Source organism: Aestuarium zhoushanense (genome assembly GCF_056431045.1).
Window position 1 is genome coordinate 112,292 of record NZ_JBWKMA010000002.1, and the last position, 14,970, is coordinate 127,261.

The window sequence follows — 14,970 nt, forward strand, 5'->3', positions numbered from 1 at the left end:
GATGTTATAACATAACAAGATGCCATGCCCCATAAAATCAGCGGTTTTGCACCGCACGATCATACCAGTTGTATCCATTCGGCGCTTCAGGCGGCTGAAAACGCCTGTGCAGAACGCGGGGCGCATTTCACGCCTGTGCGTCGTCGGGTTCTGGAAATATTGCTCGAATCCCATCGCGCGTTGGGGGCCTATGATGTCCTCGCACGGCTCACCACCGAAGGGTTGGGGTCTAAGCCCCCCGTGGCGTACCGCGCGCTTGGGTTTCTGGTCGAACAGGGGTTTGCGCATCGGATCGAACGGCTCAACGCTTTTGTCGCCTGCACACATCCCGGCGCAACCCACGATCCCGCGTTCATGATTTGCCGCGCCTGTCACAAGGTCGCCGAAGCCGAAACCGCGCCGTCCGTGCTATCGGATGCGATTGGGGACAGCGGCTTTAGCATCGAACAGACCGTGATCGAGGCCGAGGGCCTGTGCCCCGCATGCCAAGAGGACCACGCATGAGCCTTTTGACCGCACAGAACATCCACGTCCGCCATGGTGCGGCGACGGTTTTGCACAACGTCAGCTTTGCCATCCATAAGGGCGAGATTGTTACCATTGTCGGTCCTAACGGATCGGGGAAATCGACGCTTTTACGCGCGCTCATCGGGGCGCTGCAGCCCACCTCTGGACAGGTGGTGCGCAAGGCGGGGTTAAAGATCGGATATGTGCCGCAGAAACTGCATGTGGACGCGACGATGCCGATGACGGTGCGGCGGTTCTTGGACCTGCCGACGCGGGTCACGGATGCCGAGGCCGAAGCCGCGTTGACGCGAACGGGCGTTGCGGGGATCGGCACACGCCCGTTGGACGGGTTGTCAGGTGGGCAGTTCCAGCGGGTTCTTTTGGCACGAGCGATCCTGTCTTCGCCTGATATTCTAATGCTCGATGAGGCGACGCAGGGCCTCGACCAACCGGGGTCGGCGGCGTTCTACCAATTGATCGAAGACCTGCGCGATAGCCTCGGCTGTGCGGTTCTGATGGTGAGCCACGAACTTCACGTTGTGATGAGCGCTTCGGATCGTGTGATTTGCCTCAACGGTCACGTCTGTTGCGAAGGCACGCCAGAGGTCGTTTCGGCTGCCCCCGAATATCGTCAGTTGTTCGGCACGGGAACCAAAGGGGCGCTCGCGCTTTATCGCCATGATCACGACCACGGGCATGACCACGATCATCCCCATTGCCATCACGAGGACGCACACTGATGCTCAGCGATTTCATCATGCGTGCGGCCCTCGCGGGCGTTGGAACGGCAATTGCGGCGGGGTTTCTCGGGTCGTTCGTCGTCTGGCGGCGGATGGCCTATTTCGGCGATGCGACCGCCCACGCGGCGGTTTTGGGTGTGGCTATTGCGCTTGGCTTTCAAGTATCGATCTTGGGCAGCGTGGGCGGTGTGGCGGTGCTGATGGCGGTCGGCCTATGGTCGCTGACGGGGCGCGGGTTTGCGGCTGATACGGTGCTGGGCGTCTTGTCTCACGGTGCCTTAGCGCTGGGCCTTTTGGCGGTGGCACTGGTTCCCTCAGCGCGGGTTGATCTGGACACCTACCTGTTCGGCGATGTTCTGACGGTGAGCAAAACGGATCTGGCTGTGATCTGGGGTGGCGCGGCTGTGGTCGTGGGCGTCCTCGCGTGGCGCTGGTCGCGGATGTTGACGGCAACGGTATCGCCCGATCTGGCCTATGCGGCGGGCATCGATCCGCGTCGGGAACAGCTTATCCTGACGCTCCTTCTCGCGGGCGTTGTGGCCGTGTCGATCAAAGTCGTCGGCGCGCTTTTGATCACCGCGCTCCTCATCATTCCGGCCGCCGCAGCCCGTAACTTGTCCCGCACACCCGAAGCCATGGCGGTCATTGCGGTCGTCTGTGGGATCATTGCGGCGCTTGGCGGGGTGGGGCTGTCCTTTACCCTCAATACCCAAGCAGGCCCGTCGATTGTCTGCACGGCGGCGGCTCTGTTTGTGCTGAGCCTCTTGCGCCGCCGTGCGTGACCTTTATTCATCTCAGGCCGCTTTAGCGGTCTGAGTGAGCAGCGTTTCCGCAATCTGCACAGCGTTCAGCGCAGCCCCTTTGAGCAGCTGATCACCCGACACGAACATCGCGATGGTTTGGCCCGTCGGATCACCGAGGTCCGTGCGAATGCGGCCGACCAGAACGTCCTCAATCCCTGAGGCCTCGGACGGCATCGGGAAATGGTTCGCGTCACGGTTATCGACAAGCCTAACACCTGCAGCGTTTTCCAACTTCGAACGCACCGATTCAGGCGACACATACTGATCAAACCGCACCGAAATCGCGAGCGAATGGGCGCGAAGGACAGGCACGCGCACGCAGGTGATCCCGATAGGCAGACGCGGATGGGCGAGGATGCGGCGGGTTTCCTCAACGACTTTCAGTTCTTCGCCATTGTAACCCGTTTCGGGATCGATCTCGGCGTTGTGGCTAAAGAGGTTAAAGGCGTAGGGATGCGGTAGGACGGTTGGAGAATGGGCCTCGCCGTTCAAGGCTGCGGCGGTCGCGTCTTGGAGTTCCGCCATCGCGGCGGCACCAGCGCCTGAAGCGGATTGATAGGTCACGATGTTGAGGCGCGAGATTGACCAGCAGCGTTGAAGCGGGGCGAGGGCAACCGTGGCGATCGCCGCAACGCAGTTGGGGTTCGCGATGATGCCCGCATGCGGGGTGAGCGCGCGACCGTTGGCTTCTGGCACGATCAACGGAACAGTCGGGTCCATGCGGAATGCGGACGAGTTGTCGATGACCACAGCGCCCGAGCGCACCGCAATCGGCGCAAAGCGGCGCGAGATCGTCGCCCCTGCGGAAAAGAACACGATATCGCAGCCAGCAAAGCTCTGCTCGGTCAGTTCTTCGACGATCAGGTCGTTGCCGCGAAAGGCGATGCGCTGGCCTGCCGAACGGGCAGAGGCCAGCAAACGCAGGGAGGATAGGGGAAACCCACGGCTCTCTAGGCTGCGGATCAATTCGATGCCGACAGCACCCGTTGCGCCAACAATGGCGACGACTGGGGCGGCGTAGGGCGGTTCAACATGCACGTTCATAGTCTCACTCTTTTTTCAGAGGAGGCGGATTGGGAACGCTTTGGCTGTGTCGCTGAAACCCCATCCGTCTCCGGCGGGGTTTGTTTTGCTTAGATCCGATCAGACCATGCAAAAACGTCCCCCGCCAGAGCGGTGGTCATCTTGGTCATGGTTTTCTTCATCAGGATCGACATGCGACGCTGGTTAGCAGCGATTCCCCATTTCGCGCAATGGTTTTGTTAAACCTCGGTCCAGATCGTCACTGGGCCGTCGTTGATCAGCGACACTTTCATGTCCGCGCCAAAGCGACCGCAAGCCGTAGGGATGCCGAGTTTTGCGACCTCGTCTTTGAACATCTCATAAAGACGTTCGCCTTCGTCGGGGCGGGCGGCGGTCGAAAATCCGGGGCGGTTTCCGCGCGAGGTATCGGCAGAGAGGGTAAACTGGCTGATGATGAGGGCGCTGCCGCCCACATCAACCAGCGATTTGTTCATCTTGCCTTCGTCATCTTTGAAGATGCGCATCTTGGACAGTTTTGCCGCCAGTTTGGCCGGCTTTTCGTCTGTGTCACCGTCCATCGCGCAAACGAGTACGAGCATCCCATGGCCAATTTCGCCGACGGTTTCGCCGTCGATTTTGACTGATGCTTCGGATACGCGTTGGACGAGGGCTCTCACAGTTCGTTGCTCCACGGTGGGTTAGCGCCAGCGCGGCTGACGGTCACGGCGGCGGCACGGTTGCCCAGCGATAGGGCGGTGCGGATTGTATCCTCGTCCAGTTCAGCGACGGCAGCTTTGGTCAGTTTGCCGGCCGACTGAAGAGACGCCAGAACGCCCGCGTTGAACGTGTCACCAGCACCCACAGTATCCACAACGGTCGCTTTTTGCGCTTCGACAAAAACGACGTTCTCGGCGGTGATACCGTAAGAACCCTTGGCTCCTTCAGTGATGCAAACGAGCTTTGCCCCGTTGCTGATCAGCTTCTTTGCGTGATCCATCATGTCGCCTTCGCCAAAGAGCCAAATCAGGTCTTCATCGGACACTTTGATTATGTCGGCCACGGACAGCATACCTTCAATCCGTGCGCGGTAGGTGGCCTCATCACGGATAAAGCCTGGACGGATGTTCGGGTCTATCATGATGACCTTGTTTGCGGCCTCGCGATGGCAGAGCGCCTCGTAGGTTGCGCCGCAGGGATCGACGGGCAGCGAGATGCCGCCAAAGAACAGGGTATCCGCTGTGACCTCGGTCGGCAGATCGTCCTTGGACAACATGCGGCCTGCGGTGTTCTCATCGTAGAACGCATAGGTCGCTTGACCGTCTACCAGTTTGATAAAGGCCACGGTCGAGGGGCGGTCCGAATAGACGACAGCCGAGGTGTCGACCTTTGAATTGACGAGCGTTTCGGTGAGCAGATCGCCCATCATGTCCTGCGCGATGCCAGAGTAAAAACCCGTCTCTGCACCCAAACGACCCAGCGCAATCGCGGTGTTAAACACAGCACCACCCGCGTAGGGAGCATAGCATGCCTCACCCTCGGTCGAAGTGCGGGGCAACATATCAATCAGGGCTTCACCGCAGCACAGGATCATTTCGGGCCTCATCTGGTAGCGTTAACAGTAGACCTCTGGGTGCCGCTAAAACACCAATTAGTCAAGTCATCTGATTAAACTTACTTGTTCTGCGCTACAATGTATCCCACGCCTGCCGCGACAATCAGACCTATGATCGAAGCAAAGGCGATTTTCCAAGCAGAGTAGGGGCGTTCGCCTTGCACCTTGCCTGTTTGACCGTTGACCACAAACCGATAGGTTTTCCCGCGATATTTATAGGCTGCCAACCAAACGGGCAGCAGGATGTGTTTAAACGTGACATCGCTGATCGTGGTGTTGATACTATGCACCTTCTGGCGATCACCACCGATATCGAATTTTACATCCCGCAGGATCATCGCATCCATATAGGCGCGGGCTTCGGTGTAGCCGTCCTCAAGGCTGATCTGATAGCCCTCTGCGCGAAACCCTGCGAGGAAATCGGGCGAATAGGGCTGAAGCTCGGACAGGTTCCACGGCTGAAGCCCGTCCGTATAGCGTTTCGGCAGCGATTTGGACGCAAGTACCAGCACATCGTCAAAGAACCGTGCCACGCGCCCAGAGGCACGCCGCCATTTGGTGTGGCGCTGGCGCACGGTCTGGGATTTCCCATTCCGAACAACACGATGGGTGGTGTAATAGTCGTCACCCCGTTCGCCTGTGTAGCTCGATCTCGTATCTGCGTCATAGGTCCAGTAGGGGACGTAGATACCGTTGAGCTTGCGGCCCTTGCGGGCATATTCCTGCAATCCGTTTGGCGCGAACCACAATTGGCCCAGCCATCTCGTCATCGCATCGCGCGCTTGCTTTTCATCGAGCCCGAACGGCAACAACGCCTTGGGTTTGATGTGACGATGGGTGCCCGTGTCCGTCACCACAGGCGTCGCACAGAACGGGCATTCAACAGCGTGGTCTTTTTCGTGGATTTCTACCTGCGCCCCGCAATTGGCGCAGGCGCTGACACGGGTTTCTTCGATTTCAGCTAGGGGGAGTTGATGGCGGATGGCCTGTTCAAAATCCAACTCTTTTATCGCCGTGCCCGCATAGTCGCCCTTTTCCACAGCTTCGCTATGCCCACAAAAATCGCAGACCAATTTATTCTGAACTGGGTCAAACCGCAGGTCAGCGCCACATTGTTCACAGGGAAAACGGTGTTCTTGAACAGTCATTCGAAATCCTTGGGCTGTTCTGCCACGAGCGCGATGGAAAAGGAGGAAGGAGACCGTCTTTGAGTGTGAAACCAAAGACGGACGCAGTCTGTGCTAGGGGTCAGTGATTACGGCCGCGGCGGCGGGGGCGGTGCGACGGTGAACAAAAGAGCGAGCTCTGTATCGCCCGCAGGTTTCCAGCCGTCCTGACCAGCGGTCCAGACCAGTGTTTCGCGGGTCAATGCGCCGTCACCAGCCATGCGGCCCAGCGATGCCTTTGAAAACGGGCCTTTGGTTTCGCCTTTGTCCGCGATGTGCCAGACCTTTACTACGGGTGGCGGCGGAGGCGCAACAGGGGCGACCTGCGGAGCGGTTTGTGGAACAGCGCCCCACGGACCTGTCATCGCCTGACCCATGGCCATGCCCATACCAGCGCCCATGCCTGTTGCCATAGCCGAGCCCGCACCAGAGGCTGGATTGCCCATCGCCTCTGCTGCGCGCCATTTCATGTGGTCGTCCAGATTACCAGCGATTCCACGGCTCGTGCGGGCATCAAGCGCTGCCTCAACCGCCTCTGGCAGGCTGATGTTTTCGATGTAGAACTCTGGGATTTCCAGACCATAGGCCGCGATGGTTGGTGCAATGGCCCTGTTCACCAAGGCCGCGACATCGGCGGTGTTGGCGGCCATATCCAGAACAGGGATCCCCGACGATGCGATCGCACGGCTGAACTCTTGGACGATGATGTTGCGGATTTGGAAGCTGATCTCATCCATGGTGAATTCGCCGTCGGTGCCGACGATTTCGGTCATGAATTTCGCAGGATCAGACACCTTGATTGTGTAGGTGCCAAAGGCGCGAATGCGGGTCGGGCCGAATTCAAGATCCCGCAGCATGATCGGGTTTTTCGTGCCCCATTTCAGGTCCGAAAAACGGGTGGTGTTGATGTAGTAAATCTCGCTCTTGAACGGCGATTTGAACCCGTGATCCCAATGCTGGAGCGAGGTCATGATCGGCATGTTGTTCGTTTCAAGCATGTAGAGCCCAGGCTGGAACACATCCGCCATCTGCCCTTCATGAATGAACACCGCGGCCTGACCTTCGCGGACGGTCAGCTTTGCACCGTATTTGATTTCGTGGCCTTCGCGTTCAAACCGCCAAACCATCGTGTCGCGGGTATCGTCGGTCCAATGAATAACGTCGATGAATTGACCGGACAGAAAATCCAAAATGCCCATAAGAGGCTCCTTTCAATTACACAGGTCCACCGACCAGCTCTGCTGCGATCTGGCGGACGATGGGTGTGGCCTCGGCTTCGGTCATGCCAGTGCTGAGGCGCGGATCGTAAAGTATCTTCAACAAAAGTTCGTCGTGACGGGTGAGTAGCGCAAATTCGTCGTCATCATTGAAAATCGACGGACGCGCACGCGGGCTGTCGTTGGCAAGGCCAAGCCCCTGCGACAGTTCCTCGTGATAGCATGACTGCCGCATCAATTCAGGATGTTCGGCGCGAATGATCGCAACCGCACTTTGGTAGGTGTGGCCGTCGGGTTTGAAGGTGCCAATCACGACGCATAACTGATCGCGTGGCAGGTTCACCGCATAGCGCAGCGAACTGTCGTCGATCGACGGGATCAAGCTGCGGATCAAGGGACCCGCCGCGAGACGGTCATCTTCGTTCAGGATCAGGACGTGGAAATTGCCGCCGCTGCTGACTTGATTGATGCGTAGGCCCGTAATGGAGGCCAGCCGCGATGCAAAGGATGCGATATATCGACGGTCGGTCGAGATGATGTCAGACGGCACGTTCGCGCCAAACTGCACGTTCATCTGGATGGGTTGATCCCAGCGCCGCAGCGCCGACGAGGTGGCGCGCGCCCGAAGTGAACCGCCACTGGTCGTATATTCGTCAAACAGCGCAATGCGGATGAAATTCGCGGTCAGTTGCGTGTCGGTAAAGGGCGCATCAACGTGCCCATCATCCGTTCGCATCAACCTTTGGGCCAGCGCATTTCGTTCGAGGCGCTGATAGTAGAGCGACAGAAGTTGGCTCTGCTGCGATGGGCCGTCCAACTCCGCCTCTGGCGAAGGGGACACGGGTGCAGGTGGTGCAGTTGTCGGAGGTGGGGACGGCATGTCCACACATGCAGCGAGCATAAGCCCCGCCGCTGCCATAGAAAATCGCCGTCCCCATCCGTTCATTTATGCGCCTGTCGAAGTGCCGATGTTATACCCCGTAGCATTGCCGCGTGCCTTGGCGCTGGCAAGGGTCTCTTTGAGTTCAGACTCCATACGCTGCAGTTCAACCTCTGCTTCGGCACGTTTACGCTTGCCTTCGTCGGCAATCTCGAGGCTTTCGTTGATCGTCGCGATAAGGGTTGCGTTGGCCTTTTTGACCGCTTCGATATCGAACACGCCGCGTTCCATTTCTTCGCGAACGACCTTGTTCGCCTGACGCAGGTTGTCAGCGTTGGCAGTCAACAGTTCGTTGGTCAGATCGTTTGCCTCGCGCACGGCTTTGGCCGCTTCGGCAGATCGTTGGATGGTGACGGCCTGTGCCAGTTGGGTTTCCCAGAGCGGCACGGTGTTCACGAGAGTCGAATTGATCTTTGTCACCAGCGATTTGTCGTTTTCCTGAACCAAACGGATCGACGGAAGCGACTGCATCGTGACCTGACGGGTGAGTTTCAGGTCGTGCACACGGCGTTCCAGATCGTCGCGGGCAGAGCGCAGGTCGCGGAGTTCTTGGGCAACCATCACACCGTCACCTTCGGGGGCTGCAGCAACTTCGGCTTCTTTGGCGGGAATGGTGTCCTCGTCCAGTTCCTTCAGCTTTGCCTCGCCCGCAGAGATATAGAGCGCGAGTTCATCGTAGAAGGTCAGCGTGCGCTCGTAGAGCACATCAAGGCTTTCGATGTCCTTGAGAAGCGTATGTTCGTGCATCAATAGATCATCGGTGATCTTGTCGATCTGGCCTTGAACGGTTTCAAAGCGGGCAGCAAATTTCGCCATCGGTGCGGCGCGGCCCAGCAGTTTTTCCCAGAAAGTCCGTTCACGGCGCACATCCAGTTCCGAGACCGAGAACCCACGGATCGTGGTTACGATGTTGCGCAGGCTGTCACCTGCGGGGCCAACGTCCTTGTTGCGGACGCCTTGCAGCATCGATTGCGAGATTTCCTGCAGTTCCGCCTGAGCGGACGAACCAAAGCGCACGATGGAGTTGGTATCGCTCATATCCAGTTCGGAAATGCGTTTTGTGATCTCCGCGCTGGTGGTCGCGTCCGCCTGATCCAAGGCCACAATCTCTGTGCCCGGTTCAGCCAGAACAACGGCAGTTACTTTTTCAACATTGGCCAAGCTGGCCTCGGCTTTGGTGCGAATATCTTGGGACATAATGGTTCTCCGTCACATTGACTTTATTAAAGCGGCTTTACGCCTTCGCGTTGCAGTCTGTCGCGCAACACTTTGATTTCAATATCCATATCGCTGCGATCATCGGTCAGCATCTTGTCGGTGCGTGCCGCAAAATTCTGTTCGAGGTCGATGAGCAGCTGTTCGTAATCTGCGCGGGCGCTCTGATCGCCCGTTCTCTTATAAAGGTCTGCAAACTTGGCCGAAGCATCGCGTGCCCCCATCAGATAGACGCCCAGATATTTGCGGGCGCCTGTGAGGTCGCGGGGGTCTTCTTCGACGGTGCGGATCATGCGGCGAGCAATGGATTGGAATGTCGCAATCCGACCGTCCAAGGCGCGATCCTTAAGCGTGGAAATGTGGTCAGCCATCGCGGCGAGGTAGTCTTCGGCCTCATCTACGACACGGGCGACGCGGTCCTGCTGGAAGTCATCGATGCCTTCCATGCGTTTGTTTTTAAGCGGGTCGAGGCCAAAGGCGACGAGGTAGAGCGCTGTCGCCACGATCCCAAAGGCAGGTGCGGGCAGCACGGGCGATCCACTGCGGATCGACGCCAAGGCCACCGCGACCCCGATCAGAACCGAGCCGATGATTTTACGAGGTAGAGCAGGGCGGCGGGCAATAGCGCGGGCGTTATAAGCGGCCTCCGCGCGGAGCCCTTCGCGGGTGAGCCACGCGCCGAGCAACATCAGCGCAGCAGCCGAGAGGCCGACGATCATCAATGTCGCCCCTTCGCGGATCGACACAAAACCGAGCATGGCCGCAGGGATAAAGAGAACATTCGCACGCGCACCCGCCGCGTCTTTGACCCGATGATCGGGGGCTGCGGGGGTAGACGGGGACTGTTGCGATTGTGGGCTGTATTTGCCGCCGTATTTCTGCGCCATCACAGACCTCCGATCCAGCCAAAGGTTGTGCCGAAGAGCAGCATGATCAAAAGCGCGAATGCGATGTTCTTAACAGATTTGGGCATCAAAACCTTCCACACGTAATCATGAGGTCTAGCCCCTGAACGCAACATCCGCATGACGTTGCGCCTGTGGTAGCCCCCAAGTTCCCAATACGTAACATGGACCCTGCAACTGTCGGTAGCAAGGCCTTGAATGTTATGGTTTGCGTGGCGGACGTGGTTTGCGGTTGCGCACGGGTTTTGGTTTCGGCGTCTCGGTCGGGTTTTGGTCGTTGTCCCACCCCATCTGATCCCGAAGAACGCGGCGTTTGACTTCTTCGACTTCGCCGGCTTTGAGGTTGCCCAATTGGAACGGTCCATAGGACACGCGAAGCAGGCGGTTCACTGTGGCGTTCACGGCCATCATCGCCTTACGGATTTCGCGGTTTTTCCCTTCGCGCAGCGCGATGGTGTACCACGCGTTCGCGCCTTGCTGACGGTCAAAGCCGACTTCCATCGGCGCGTATTTCACGCCGTCCACGGTGATACCACGGCGCAGCGCGTCGATGTCGATTTTCGACCCATCGCCTTTGACGCGGACGCGGTAGCGGCGCAGCCAGCCCGTGGCGGGCAATTCCAGCTTGCGTTTCAGTTCCCCGTCGTTGGTCAGAAGCAACAAGCCTTCGGAGTTCAAGTCGAGCCGTCCCACGCTCATTACGCGCGGCATATCTTCGGGGAGCGTACCAAAGACCGTATCGCGGCCTTTCTCATCACGTTCTGTCGTCACAAGACCAGCGGGCTTGTGATAGAGCCACAGACGCGCAGGTTCGGGTTCCGACACGGGTTTGCCATCGACGATGATGCGGTCACTGCTGCTCACGTTCAGGGCAGGGCTGTCGATGACGACCCCGTTCACCTTTACGCGGCCTTCCGCGATCATACGTTCGGCTTCACGTCGGGATGCGACGCCTGCGCGAGAAAGAACTTTGGCGATGCGGTCGCCGTCCGGTGTTTGCGTGCTCATACCTGTCCCATAGCGCCTAAGCGGGTTGCGGCGCAATCATCCCTGATGGGCAGGTGCGAAAATACTGATCGGGCAAGGGGGGCGCTGCCCCCCTTAGACCCCCCGGGGATATTTGCGGCACAAAGGCAGGGGGCTTGCGCATTGGGCTGTGGCGGAACAAAAGAAGGAATGACATTCACGAGCTACATGGATCAGGCGCTAGACGAGGCGCGATTGGCCGCCGCGCGTGGCGAAGTTCCCGTGGGTGCGGTGATTGTTGCGCCTGATGGATCGGTCGTGGCGCGGGCGGGGAATAGGACGCGTGAATTGTCGGACCCCACGGCCCATGCGGAAACGCTGGCGATCCGCGAGGCATGTGCCGCATTGGGGAGCGAGCGTTTGGTGGGGCATGACCTCTATGTGACGCTAGAGCCATGCCCGATGTGTGCCGCGGTCATTTCTTTTGCGCGGATCGGGCGGCTTTATTATGGGGCGGCAGATCCGAAATCGGGTGGCGTGGCACAAGGGCCGCGGGTGTTTTCGCATTCCCAGTGTCATCATGCGCCTGAGGTATACGATGGCATCGCGGCGCGTGAGGCCGAAGAGATGCTCAAATCGTTCTTTGCGGCAAAGCGTTAGGCCGCAGGGAACCGTTTCGCCAGATCGAGCGCCAGCGCCATGTCCGTTCCGTCGAGCGGTCCAGTGTGATGTTGCCTGTGGCGCAGGCGGAAAGCCGATAGGCGCGTATCAGCAGGCACTTGTGGATAGCCGATCGTTGTCAGGAGCGCGTCGAATGTGGCGGGGTTTATGGGGGCTGTCGGTGTGGCTTTGGCGCGAATAGCGAGGCCTTGACGAGCAAGGCGGGTCCAATCGAACCGTGCACCCGGATCGATTTTGCGGCCAGGGGCGAGGTCAGAGTGGCCGATCACCCGTTCGGGCGGGATTGACCAGCGTTTCATGATGCCGCGTAGCAGTGTTTCGAGTGCATCCATTTGGGCGGCGGCAAAGGGGGCCGTGCCGATATTTGAGAGCTCAATCCCGATGGACCGAGAATTCACATCCGTGACGCTGCCCCATGCGCCAGCGCCCGCGTGCCATGCACGGTCGGCCTCATCGACGAGTTGGATCACCTCGCCTTGGGTCGTGATGAGGTAATGAGCAGAGACTTCGTGTTCCGGGGAACACAACACCCGCTCGGCCGCATCGCAATCGGCCATCGCGGTGTAGTGGATCACAACGAGGTCGGGCCGCGCGTTGTCACGTCGCGGCCCGAAATTGGGGGATGTCACCTTGCGGATCAGTTGCCGCTCGAACGAGCTGCGGCGATGTAGGGGGCCGGATCCCAGCCACAGGCAAAGCCGTCGCCATCAGGATCGAGCCCGCGCGGATCGCGTTCAGGCCCACCACGGGCGAGGAAGTCACGCTGCGCCTCATCCGCGCTGGCGTATTTGGCGCAGTTGCGCAGGAACCGACCTTCGCCAGAGAGCATGAAACGGCTATACCATTCCTGTCCTTTGGTGTTCGGCGCAGTGAGCGCGTATTCCACGATGTTCGGGCCAGAGGCGACGCGGGTCGGCAGCGCGGTCGGCTGCACCACTTCGTATTGCGAGGCCAGAGCCGCACGGCGTTCTGCGTCAGACTGGATGGTTTCACGAGCCGAGACGGCTTGGAAATCTTGTTCGTCCGATAGGTTTGCGCCGATCAGGGTCGGGGCTGCGTTGCTCGGCGAGGCTTCAACACCTGTGCTGCGCACGTAAGTGGCGGTGCCGTCACCAGAGGTTTCAGGCAGAATGCCAGCAGAGATCAGCTGACCCGTCGGGATCGCTTGGGACGTGTTGGTGGTCGACGACAGTGACGTCGACTGTACAGGCGCACCTGTCAGCGCGTTTTCACGCTGCCAATCTAGAGGATCACCAAAGCCGGGACCATTGCTGGCCGGAACGGTCTCTCCACATGCGACAAGCACCGAAAGTGCCGATCCAACCAACCACAGTTTATTCACACGCATACCGTGAACCTCTAATCCCAGATTTACCGCCGTTTACCACCACTTCTGTGGCTTGGCTACAAATCCAGTGGACCCTTCGAGAGAATAGGCGATGTTCAGCAGATCAGCCTCTTCCCACGGTTTGCCGATCAGCTGCAGGCCAAGCGGCAGGCCGTTCGCATCCAGACCCGCAGGCACGGACACACCCGGAAGACCCGCGAGGTTCAGCGTCACGGTGAACACGTCGTTGAGATACATCTGCACTGGATCAGCATCCGACACTTCGCCGATGCCAAAGGCAGGCGACGGGGTGGTCGGGGCGAGGATGGCGTCAACGCCGCTTGCAAACACGTTTTCAAAGTCGCGCTTGATCAGGGTGCGGACCTTGCGGGCGCGGTTGTAGTAGGCGTCGTAGAAACCAGCTGAGAGCACATAGGTGCCGACCATGATGCGGCGCTGCACTTCGGCGCCAAATCCTTCGGCGCGGGTTTTCTCGTACATCTCGTTGATGCCGTCGCCAGCGCCGAGCGTGGCGCGGTGACCAAACCGCACGCCGTCATAGCGCGCGAGGTTCGACGAGGCCTCAGCAGGCGCAATTACGTAGTAGGCAGGCAGCGCGTATTTGGTGTGCGGCAGGCTCACGTCAACGACCTTAGCGCCCGCATCACGGAGCATGTCTGCCCCTTTGTCCCAAAGACCTGCAATCTCAGCGTTCAGGCCGTCCAGACGGTATTCGCGCGGAATACCGATGGTTTTGCCTTTGATGTCGCCTGTGAGGGCGGCTTCGAAATCAGGAACGGCGATATCGGCGCTGGTGCTGTCGCGCATGTCGTGGCCCGACATTGCGGTCAACATGATCGCGGTATCGCGGACGGTTTTGGTCATCGGGCCTGCTTGGTCCAGAGAGGACGCATAGGCGACGATGCCATAGCGCGACACACGGCCATAAGTTGGGCGGATGCCAACGGTGCCAGTAAAGGCCGCAGGCTGACGGATCGAACCACCTGTGTCAGTGCCGATCGCACCGATGCAAAGGTCAGCGGCAACAGCCGACGCCGAACCACCCGAGGACCCACCCGGTGTCAGTTGACGGTCATCGACCTTCCACGGGTTCACGGACGGGCCGTAAGCCGAATGTTCGTTCGACGACCCCATGGCGAATTCGTCCATGTTCGTCTTACCCAGCATAACCGCGCCGTTTTCAAACAGCTTGGTCGTGACGGTGCTGTCGTATTCAGGCTTGAAACCCTTGAGGATGCCCGACGCCGCTTGGGTGTCGACACCTTTGACGCAGAACAGGTCTTTGATCCCGAGAGGGATACCCGACAGGGCAGGGGCGTCTGCGTAACCGCGCGCATCCGCTGCTTTGGCCTGTTCCATCGCCAGTTCTGGGGTCTTGTGAACCACAGCGTTCAGAACGCCTTGGGCGTCGATGGCGGCCAAACAGGCTTCGGTCAGAGCGACAGAGGTTGTTTCGCCTTTTTTCAGCGCATCACGCGCTTCGGCAATGGTGAGTTTGTTCAGATCGGTCATTATTCCACCACCTTCGGCACGGCAAAGAACCCTTCACGCGCATCGGGCGCGTTTTTCAGCACGGCTTGCTGCTGGCTGCCATCGGTCACGACGTCGTCGCGGCGTTTCAGGCGTTGTGGCGTGACAGAGGTCATCGGTTCGATGCCGTCTACATCCACTTCTTCCAGTTGCTCGATAAAGCCGAGGATGGCGCTGAATTCTTGCGCCAGTGCGGGCAGTGCGTCTTCTTCCACCTTGATGCGGGCCAGTTTGGCCACGCGGCGGGCGGTATCCGTGTCGATCGACATGGGCCTCTCCGAATATTTGGGTCGTTGTCGCGTTTAACGCCGCAGGCC

General features: G+C 59.2%; 17 protein-coding genes. 4 read left to right on the forward strand and 13 right to left on the reverse strand.

The window, feature by feature from the left end:
* The first annotated feature begins 24 nt into the window (after positions 1-24).
* Genes AC07ED_RS01810 through AC07ED_RS01820 form a run of 3 tightly spaced genes read left to right on the forward strand, consistent with a single transcriptional unit; the run spans position 25 to position 2,029 of the window.
* Positions 25-504, forward strand: a complete 480-nt coding sequence (locus AC07ED_RS01810; RefSeq protein WP_105234709.1) for a helix-turn-helix domain-containing protein — start codon at positions 25-27, stop codon at positions 502-504.
* A complete protein-coding gene (locus tag AC07ED_RS01815) occupies positions 501-1,247 on the forward strand; it encodes an ATP-binding cassette domain-containing protein (protein WP_105234710.1) in 747 nt (248 codons plus the stop codon). The genes AC07ED_RS01810 and AC07ED_RS01815 overlap by 4 nt, the downstream gene beginning before the upstream one ends.
* Positions 1,247-2,029 carry a metal ABC transporter permease gene (locus AC07ED_RS01820; protein ID WP_105234711.1) on the forward strand — a complete coding sequence of 261 codons (783 nt, stop codon included), beginning with the start codon at positions 1,247-1,249 and terminating at the stop codon, positions 2,027-2,029. Before AC07ED_RS01815 ends, AC07ED_RS01820 begins: the two co-directional genes overlap by 1 nt.
* 12 nt (positions 2,030-2,041) lie before the next feature.
* On the opposite strand, the gene AC07ED_RS01825 is transcribed toward AC07ED_RS01820, so the two are convergent.
* From AC07ED_RS01825 to AC07ED_RS01865, 9 genes are all read right to left on the reverse strand, one after another.
* Complete coding sequence (locus tag AC07ED_RS01825) at positions 2,042-3,094, reverse strand: aspartate-semialdehyde dehydrogenase (RefSeq protein ID WP_105234712.1); 1,053 nt, start codon at positions 3,092-3,094, stop codon at positions 2,042-2,044.
* A 218-nt stretch (positions 3,095-3,312) separates the two neighbouring features.
* Positions 3,313-3,750, reverse strand: a complete 438-nt coding sequence (dtd, locus tag AC07ED_RS01830) for a D-aminoacyl-tRNA deacylase (RefSeq protein WP_105234713.1) — start codon at positions 3,748-3,750, stop codon at positions 3,313-3,315.
* The gene (locus AC07ED_RS01835; RefSeq protein ID WP_105234714.1) at positions 3,747-4,664 is read right to left on the reverse strand and encodes a carbohydrate kinase family protein; all 918 of its coding nucleotides are present in this window, start codon (positions 4,662-4,664) and stop codon (positions 3,747-3,749) included. Before AC07ED_RS01835 ends, dtd begins: the two co-directional genes overlap by 4 nt.
* Before the next feature lie 80 nt (positions 4,665-4,744).
* Positions 4,745-5,833: a TFIIB-type zinc ribbon-containing protein gene (locus AC07ED_RS01840; RefSeq protein WP_105234715.1), complete on the reverse strand. Its 1,089-nt coding sequence runs from the start codon at positions 5,831-5,833 to the stop codon at positions 4,745-4,747.
* Positions 5,834-5,940: 107 nt separating this feature from the next.
* On the reverse strand, positions 5,941-7,050 hold the full coding sequence (locus AC07ED_RS01845) for an SPFH domain-containing protein (RefSeq protein WP_105234716.1): 1,110 nt from the start codon (positions 7,048-7,050) through the stop codon (positions 5,941-5,943).
* 16 nt (positions 7,051-7,066) lie between these two features.
* Positions 7,067-8,014: a DUF2927 domain-containing protein gene (locus tag AC07ED_RS01850; RefSeq protein WP_245918128.1), complete on the reverse strand. Its 948-nt coding sequence runs from the start codon at positions 8,012-8,014 to the stop codon at positions 7,067-7,069.
* Entirely contained in the window at positions 8,015-9,205 is a 1,191-nt protein-coding gene (locus tag AC07ED_RS01855) for a toxic anion resistance protein (protein WP_105234718.1), read from the reverse strand.
* Positions 9,206-9,231: 26 nt separating this feature from the next.
* On the reverse strand, positions 9,232-10,110 hold the full coding sequence (locus AC07ED_RS01860; RefSeq protein WP_105234719.1) for a 5-bromo-4-chloroindolyl phosphate hydrolysis family protein: 879 nt from the start codon (positions 10,108-10,110) through the stop codon (positions 9,232-9,234).
* Positions 10,111-10,329: 219 nt separating this feature from the next.
* Positions 10,330-11,136 (reverse strand): pseudouridine synthase, encoded by an 807-nt coding sequence (locus AC07ED_RS01865; protein WP_105234720.1) that lies wholly within the window; start codon positions 11,134-11,136, stop codon positions 10,330-10,332.
* Between the two features lie 168 nt (positions 11,137-11,304).
* Here AC07ED_RS01865 and AC07ED_RS01870 point away from each other — a divergent pair, with 168 nt between their 5' ends.
* Positions 11,305-11,754: a nucleoside deaminase gene (locus AC07ED_RS01870; protein ID WP_105234721.1), complete on the forward strand. Its 450-nt coding sequence runs from the start codon at positions 11,305-11,307 to the stop codon at positions 11,752-11,754.
* Here AC07ED_RS01870 and AC07ED_RS01875 read toward each other — a convergent pair.
* Genes AC07ED_RS01875 through gatC form a run of 4 tightly spaced genes read right to left on the reverse strand, consistent with a single transcriptional unit; the run spans position 11,751 to position 14,922 of the window.
* Positions 11,751-12,404 carry an N-acetylmuramoyl-L-alanine amidase gene (locus tag AC07ED_RS01875; RefSeq protein ID WP_245918129.1) on the reverse strand — a complete coding sequence of 218 codons (654 nt, stop codon included), beginning with the start codon at positions 12,402-12,404 and terminating at the stop codon, positions 11,751-11,753. The genes AC07ED_RS01870 and AC07ED_RS01875 overlap by 4 nt on opposite strands.
* Positions 12,405-12,412: 8 nt before the next feature.
* Positions 12,413-13,123, reverse strand: coding sequence for a hypothetical protein (locus AC07ED_RS01880; protein ID WP_105234722.1), 711 nt, complete (start codon positions 13,121-13,123; stop codon positions 12,413-12,415).
* A gap of 33 nt (positions 13,124-13,156) precedes the next feature.
* The gene (gatA, locus tag AC07ED_RS01885) at positions 13,157-14,635 is read right to left on the reverse strand and encodes an Asp-tRNA(Asn)/Glu-tRNA(Gln) amidotransferase subunit GatA (RefSeq protein ID WP_105234723.1); all 1,479 of its coding nucleotides are present in this window, start codon (positions 14,633-14,635) and stop codon (positions 13,157-13,159) included.
* Entirely contained in the window at positions 14,635-14,922 is a 288-nt protein-coding gene (gene gatC / locus AC07ED_RS01890) for an Asp-tRNA(Asn)/Glu-tRNA(Gln) amidotransferase subunit GatC (RefSeq protein WP_067546079.1), read from the reverse strand. Before gatC ends, gatA begins: the two co-directional genes overlap by 1 nt.
* Positions 14,923-14,970: the final 48 nt, after the last annotated feature.

Bases quoted from the DNA above. Each gene is read 5' to 3' on its own strand.
- AC07ED_RS01810 (WP_105234709.1), top strand. From the start codon at position 25: ATGCCCCATAAAATCAGCGGTTTTGCACCGCACGATCATACCAGTTGT.
- AC07ED_RS01815 (WP_105234710.1), top strand. From the start codon at position 501: ATGAGCCTTTTGACCGCACAGAACATCCACGTCCGCCATGGTGCGGCG.
- AC07ED_RS01820 (WP_105234711.1), top strand. From the start codon at position 1,247: ATGCTCAGCGATTTCATCATGCGTGCGGCCCTCGCGGGCGTTGGAACG.
- AC07ED_RS01825 (WP_105234712.1), bottom strand. From the start codon at position 3,094: ATGAACGTGCATGTTGAACCGCCCTACGCCGCCCCAGTCGTCGCCATT.
- AC07ED_RS01835 (WP_105234714.1), bottom strand. From the start codon at position 4,664: ATGATCCTGTGCTGCGGTGAAGCCCTGATTGATATGTTGCCCCGCACT.
- AC07ED_RS01840 (WP_105234715.1), bottom strand. From the start codon at position 5,833: ATGACTGTTCAAGAACACCGTTTTCCCTGTGAACAATGTGGCGCTGAC.
- AC07ED_RS01845 (WP_105234716.1), bottom strand. From the start codon at position 7,050: ATGGGCATTTTGGATTTTCTGTCCGGTCAATTCATCGACGTTATTCAT.
- AC07ED_RS01850 (WP_245918128.1), bottom strand. From the start codon at position 8,014: ATGAACGGATGGGGACGGCGATTTTCTATGGCAGCGGCGGGGCTTATG.
- AC07ED_RS01855 (WP_105234718.1), bottom strand. From the start codon at position 9,205: ATGTCCCAAGATATTCGCACCAAAGCCGAGGCCAGCTTGGCCAATGTT.
- AC07ED_RS01860 (WP_105234719.1), bottom strand. From the start codon at position 10,110: ATGGCGCAGAAATACGGCGGCAAATACAGCCCACAATCGCAACAGTCC.
- AC07ED_RS01865 (WP_105234720.1), bottom strand. From the start codon at position 11,136: ATGAGCACGCAAACACCGGACGGCGACCGCATCGCCAAAGTTCTTTCT.
- AC07ED_RS01870 (WP_105234721.1), top strand. From the start codon at position 11,305: ATGACATTCACGAGCTACATGGATCAGGCGCTAGACGAGGCGCGATTG.
- AC07ED_RS01880 (WP_105234722.1), bottom strand. From the start codon at position 13,123: ATGCGTGTGAATAAACTGTGGTTGGTTGGATCGGCACTTTCGGTGCTT.
- gatA (WP_105234723.1), bottom strand. From the start codon at position 14,635: ATGACCGATCTGAACAAACTCACCATTGCCGAAGCGCGTGATGCGCTG.
- gatC (WP_067546079.1), bottom strand. From the start codon at position 14,922: ATGTCGATCGACACGGATACCGCCCGCCGCGTGGCCAAACTGGCCCGC.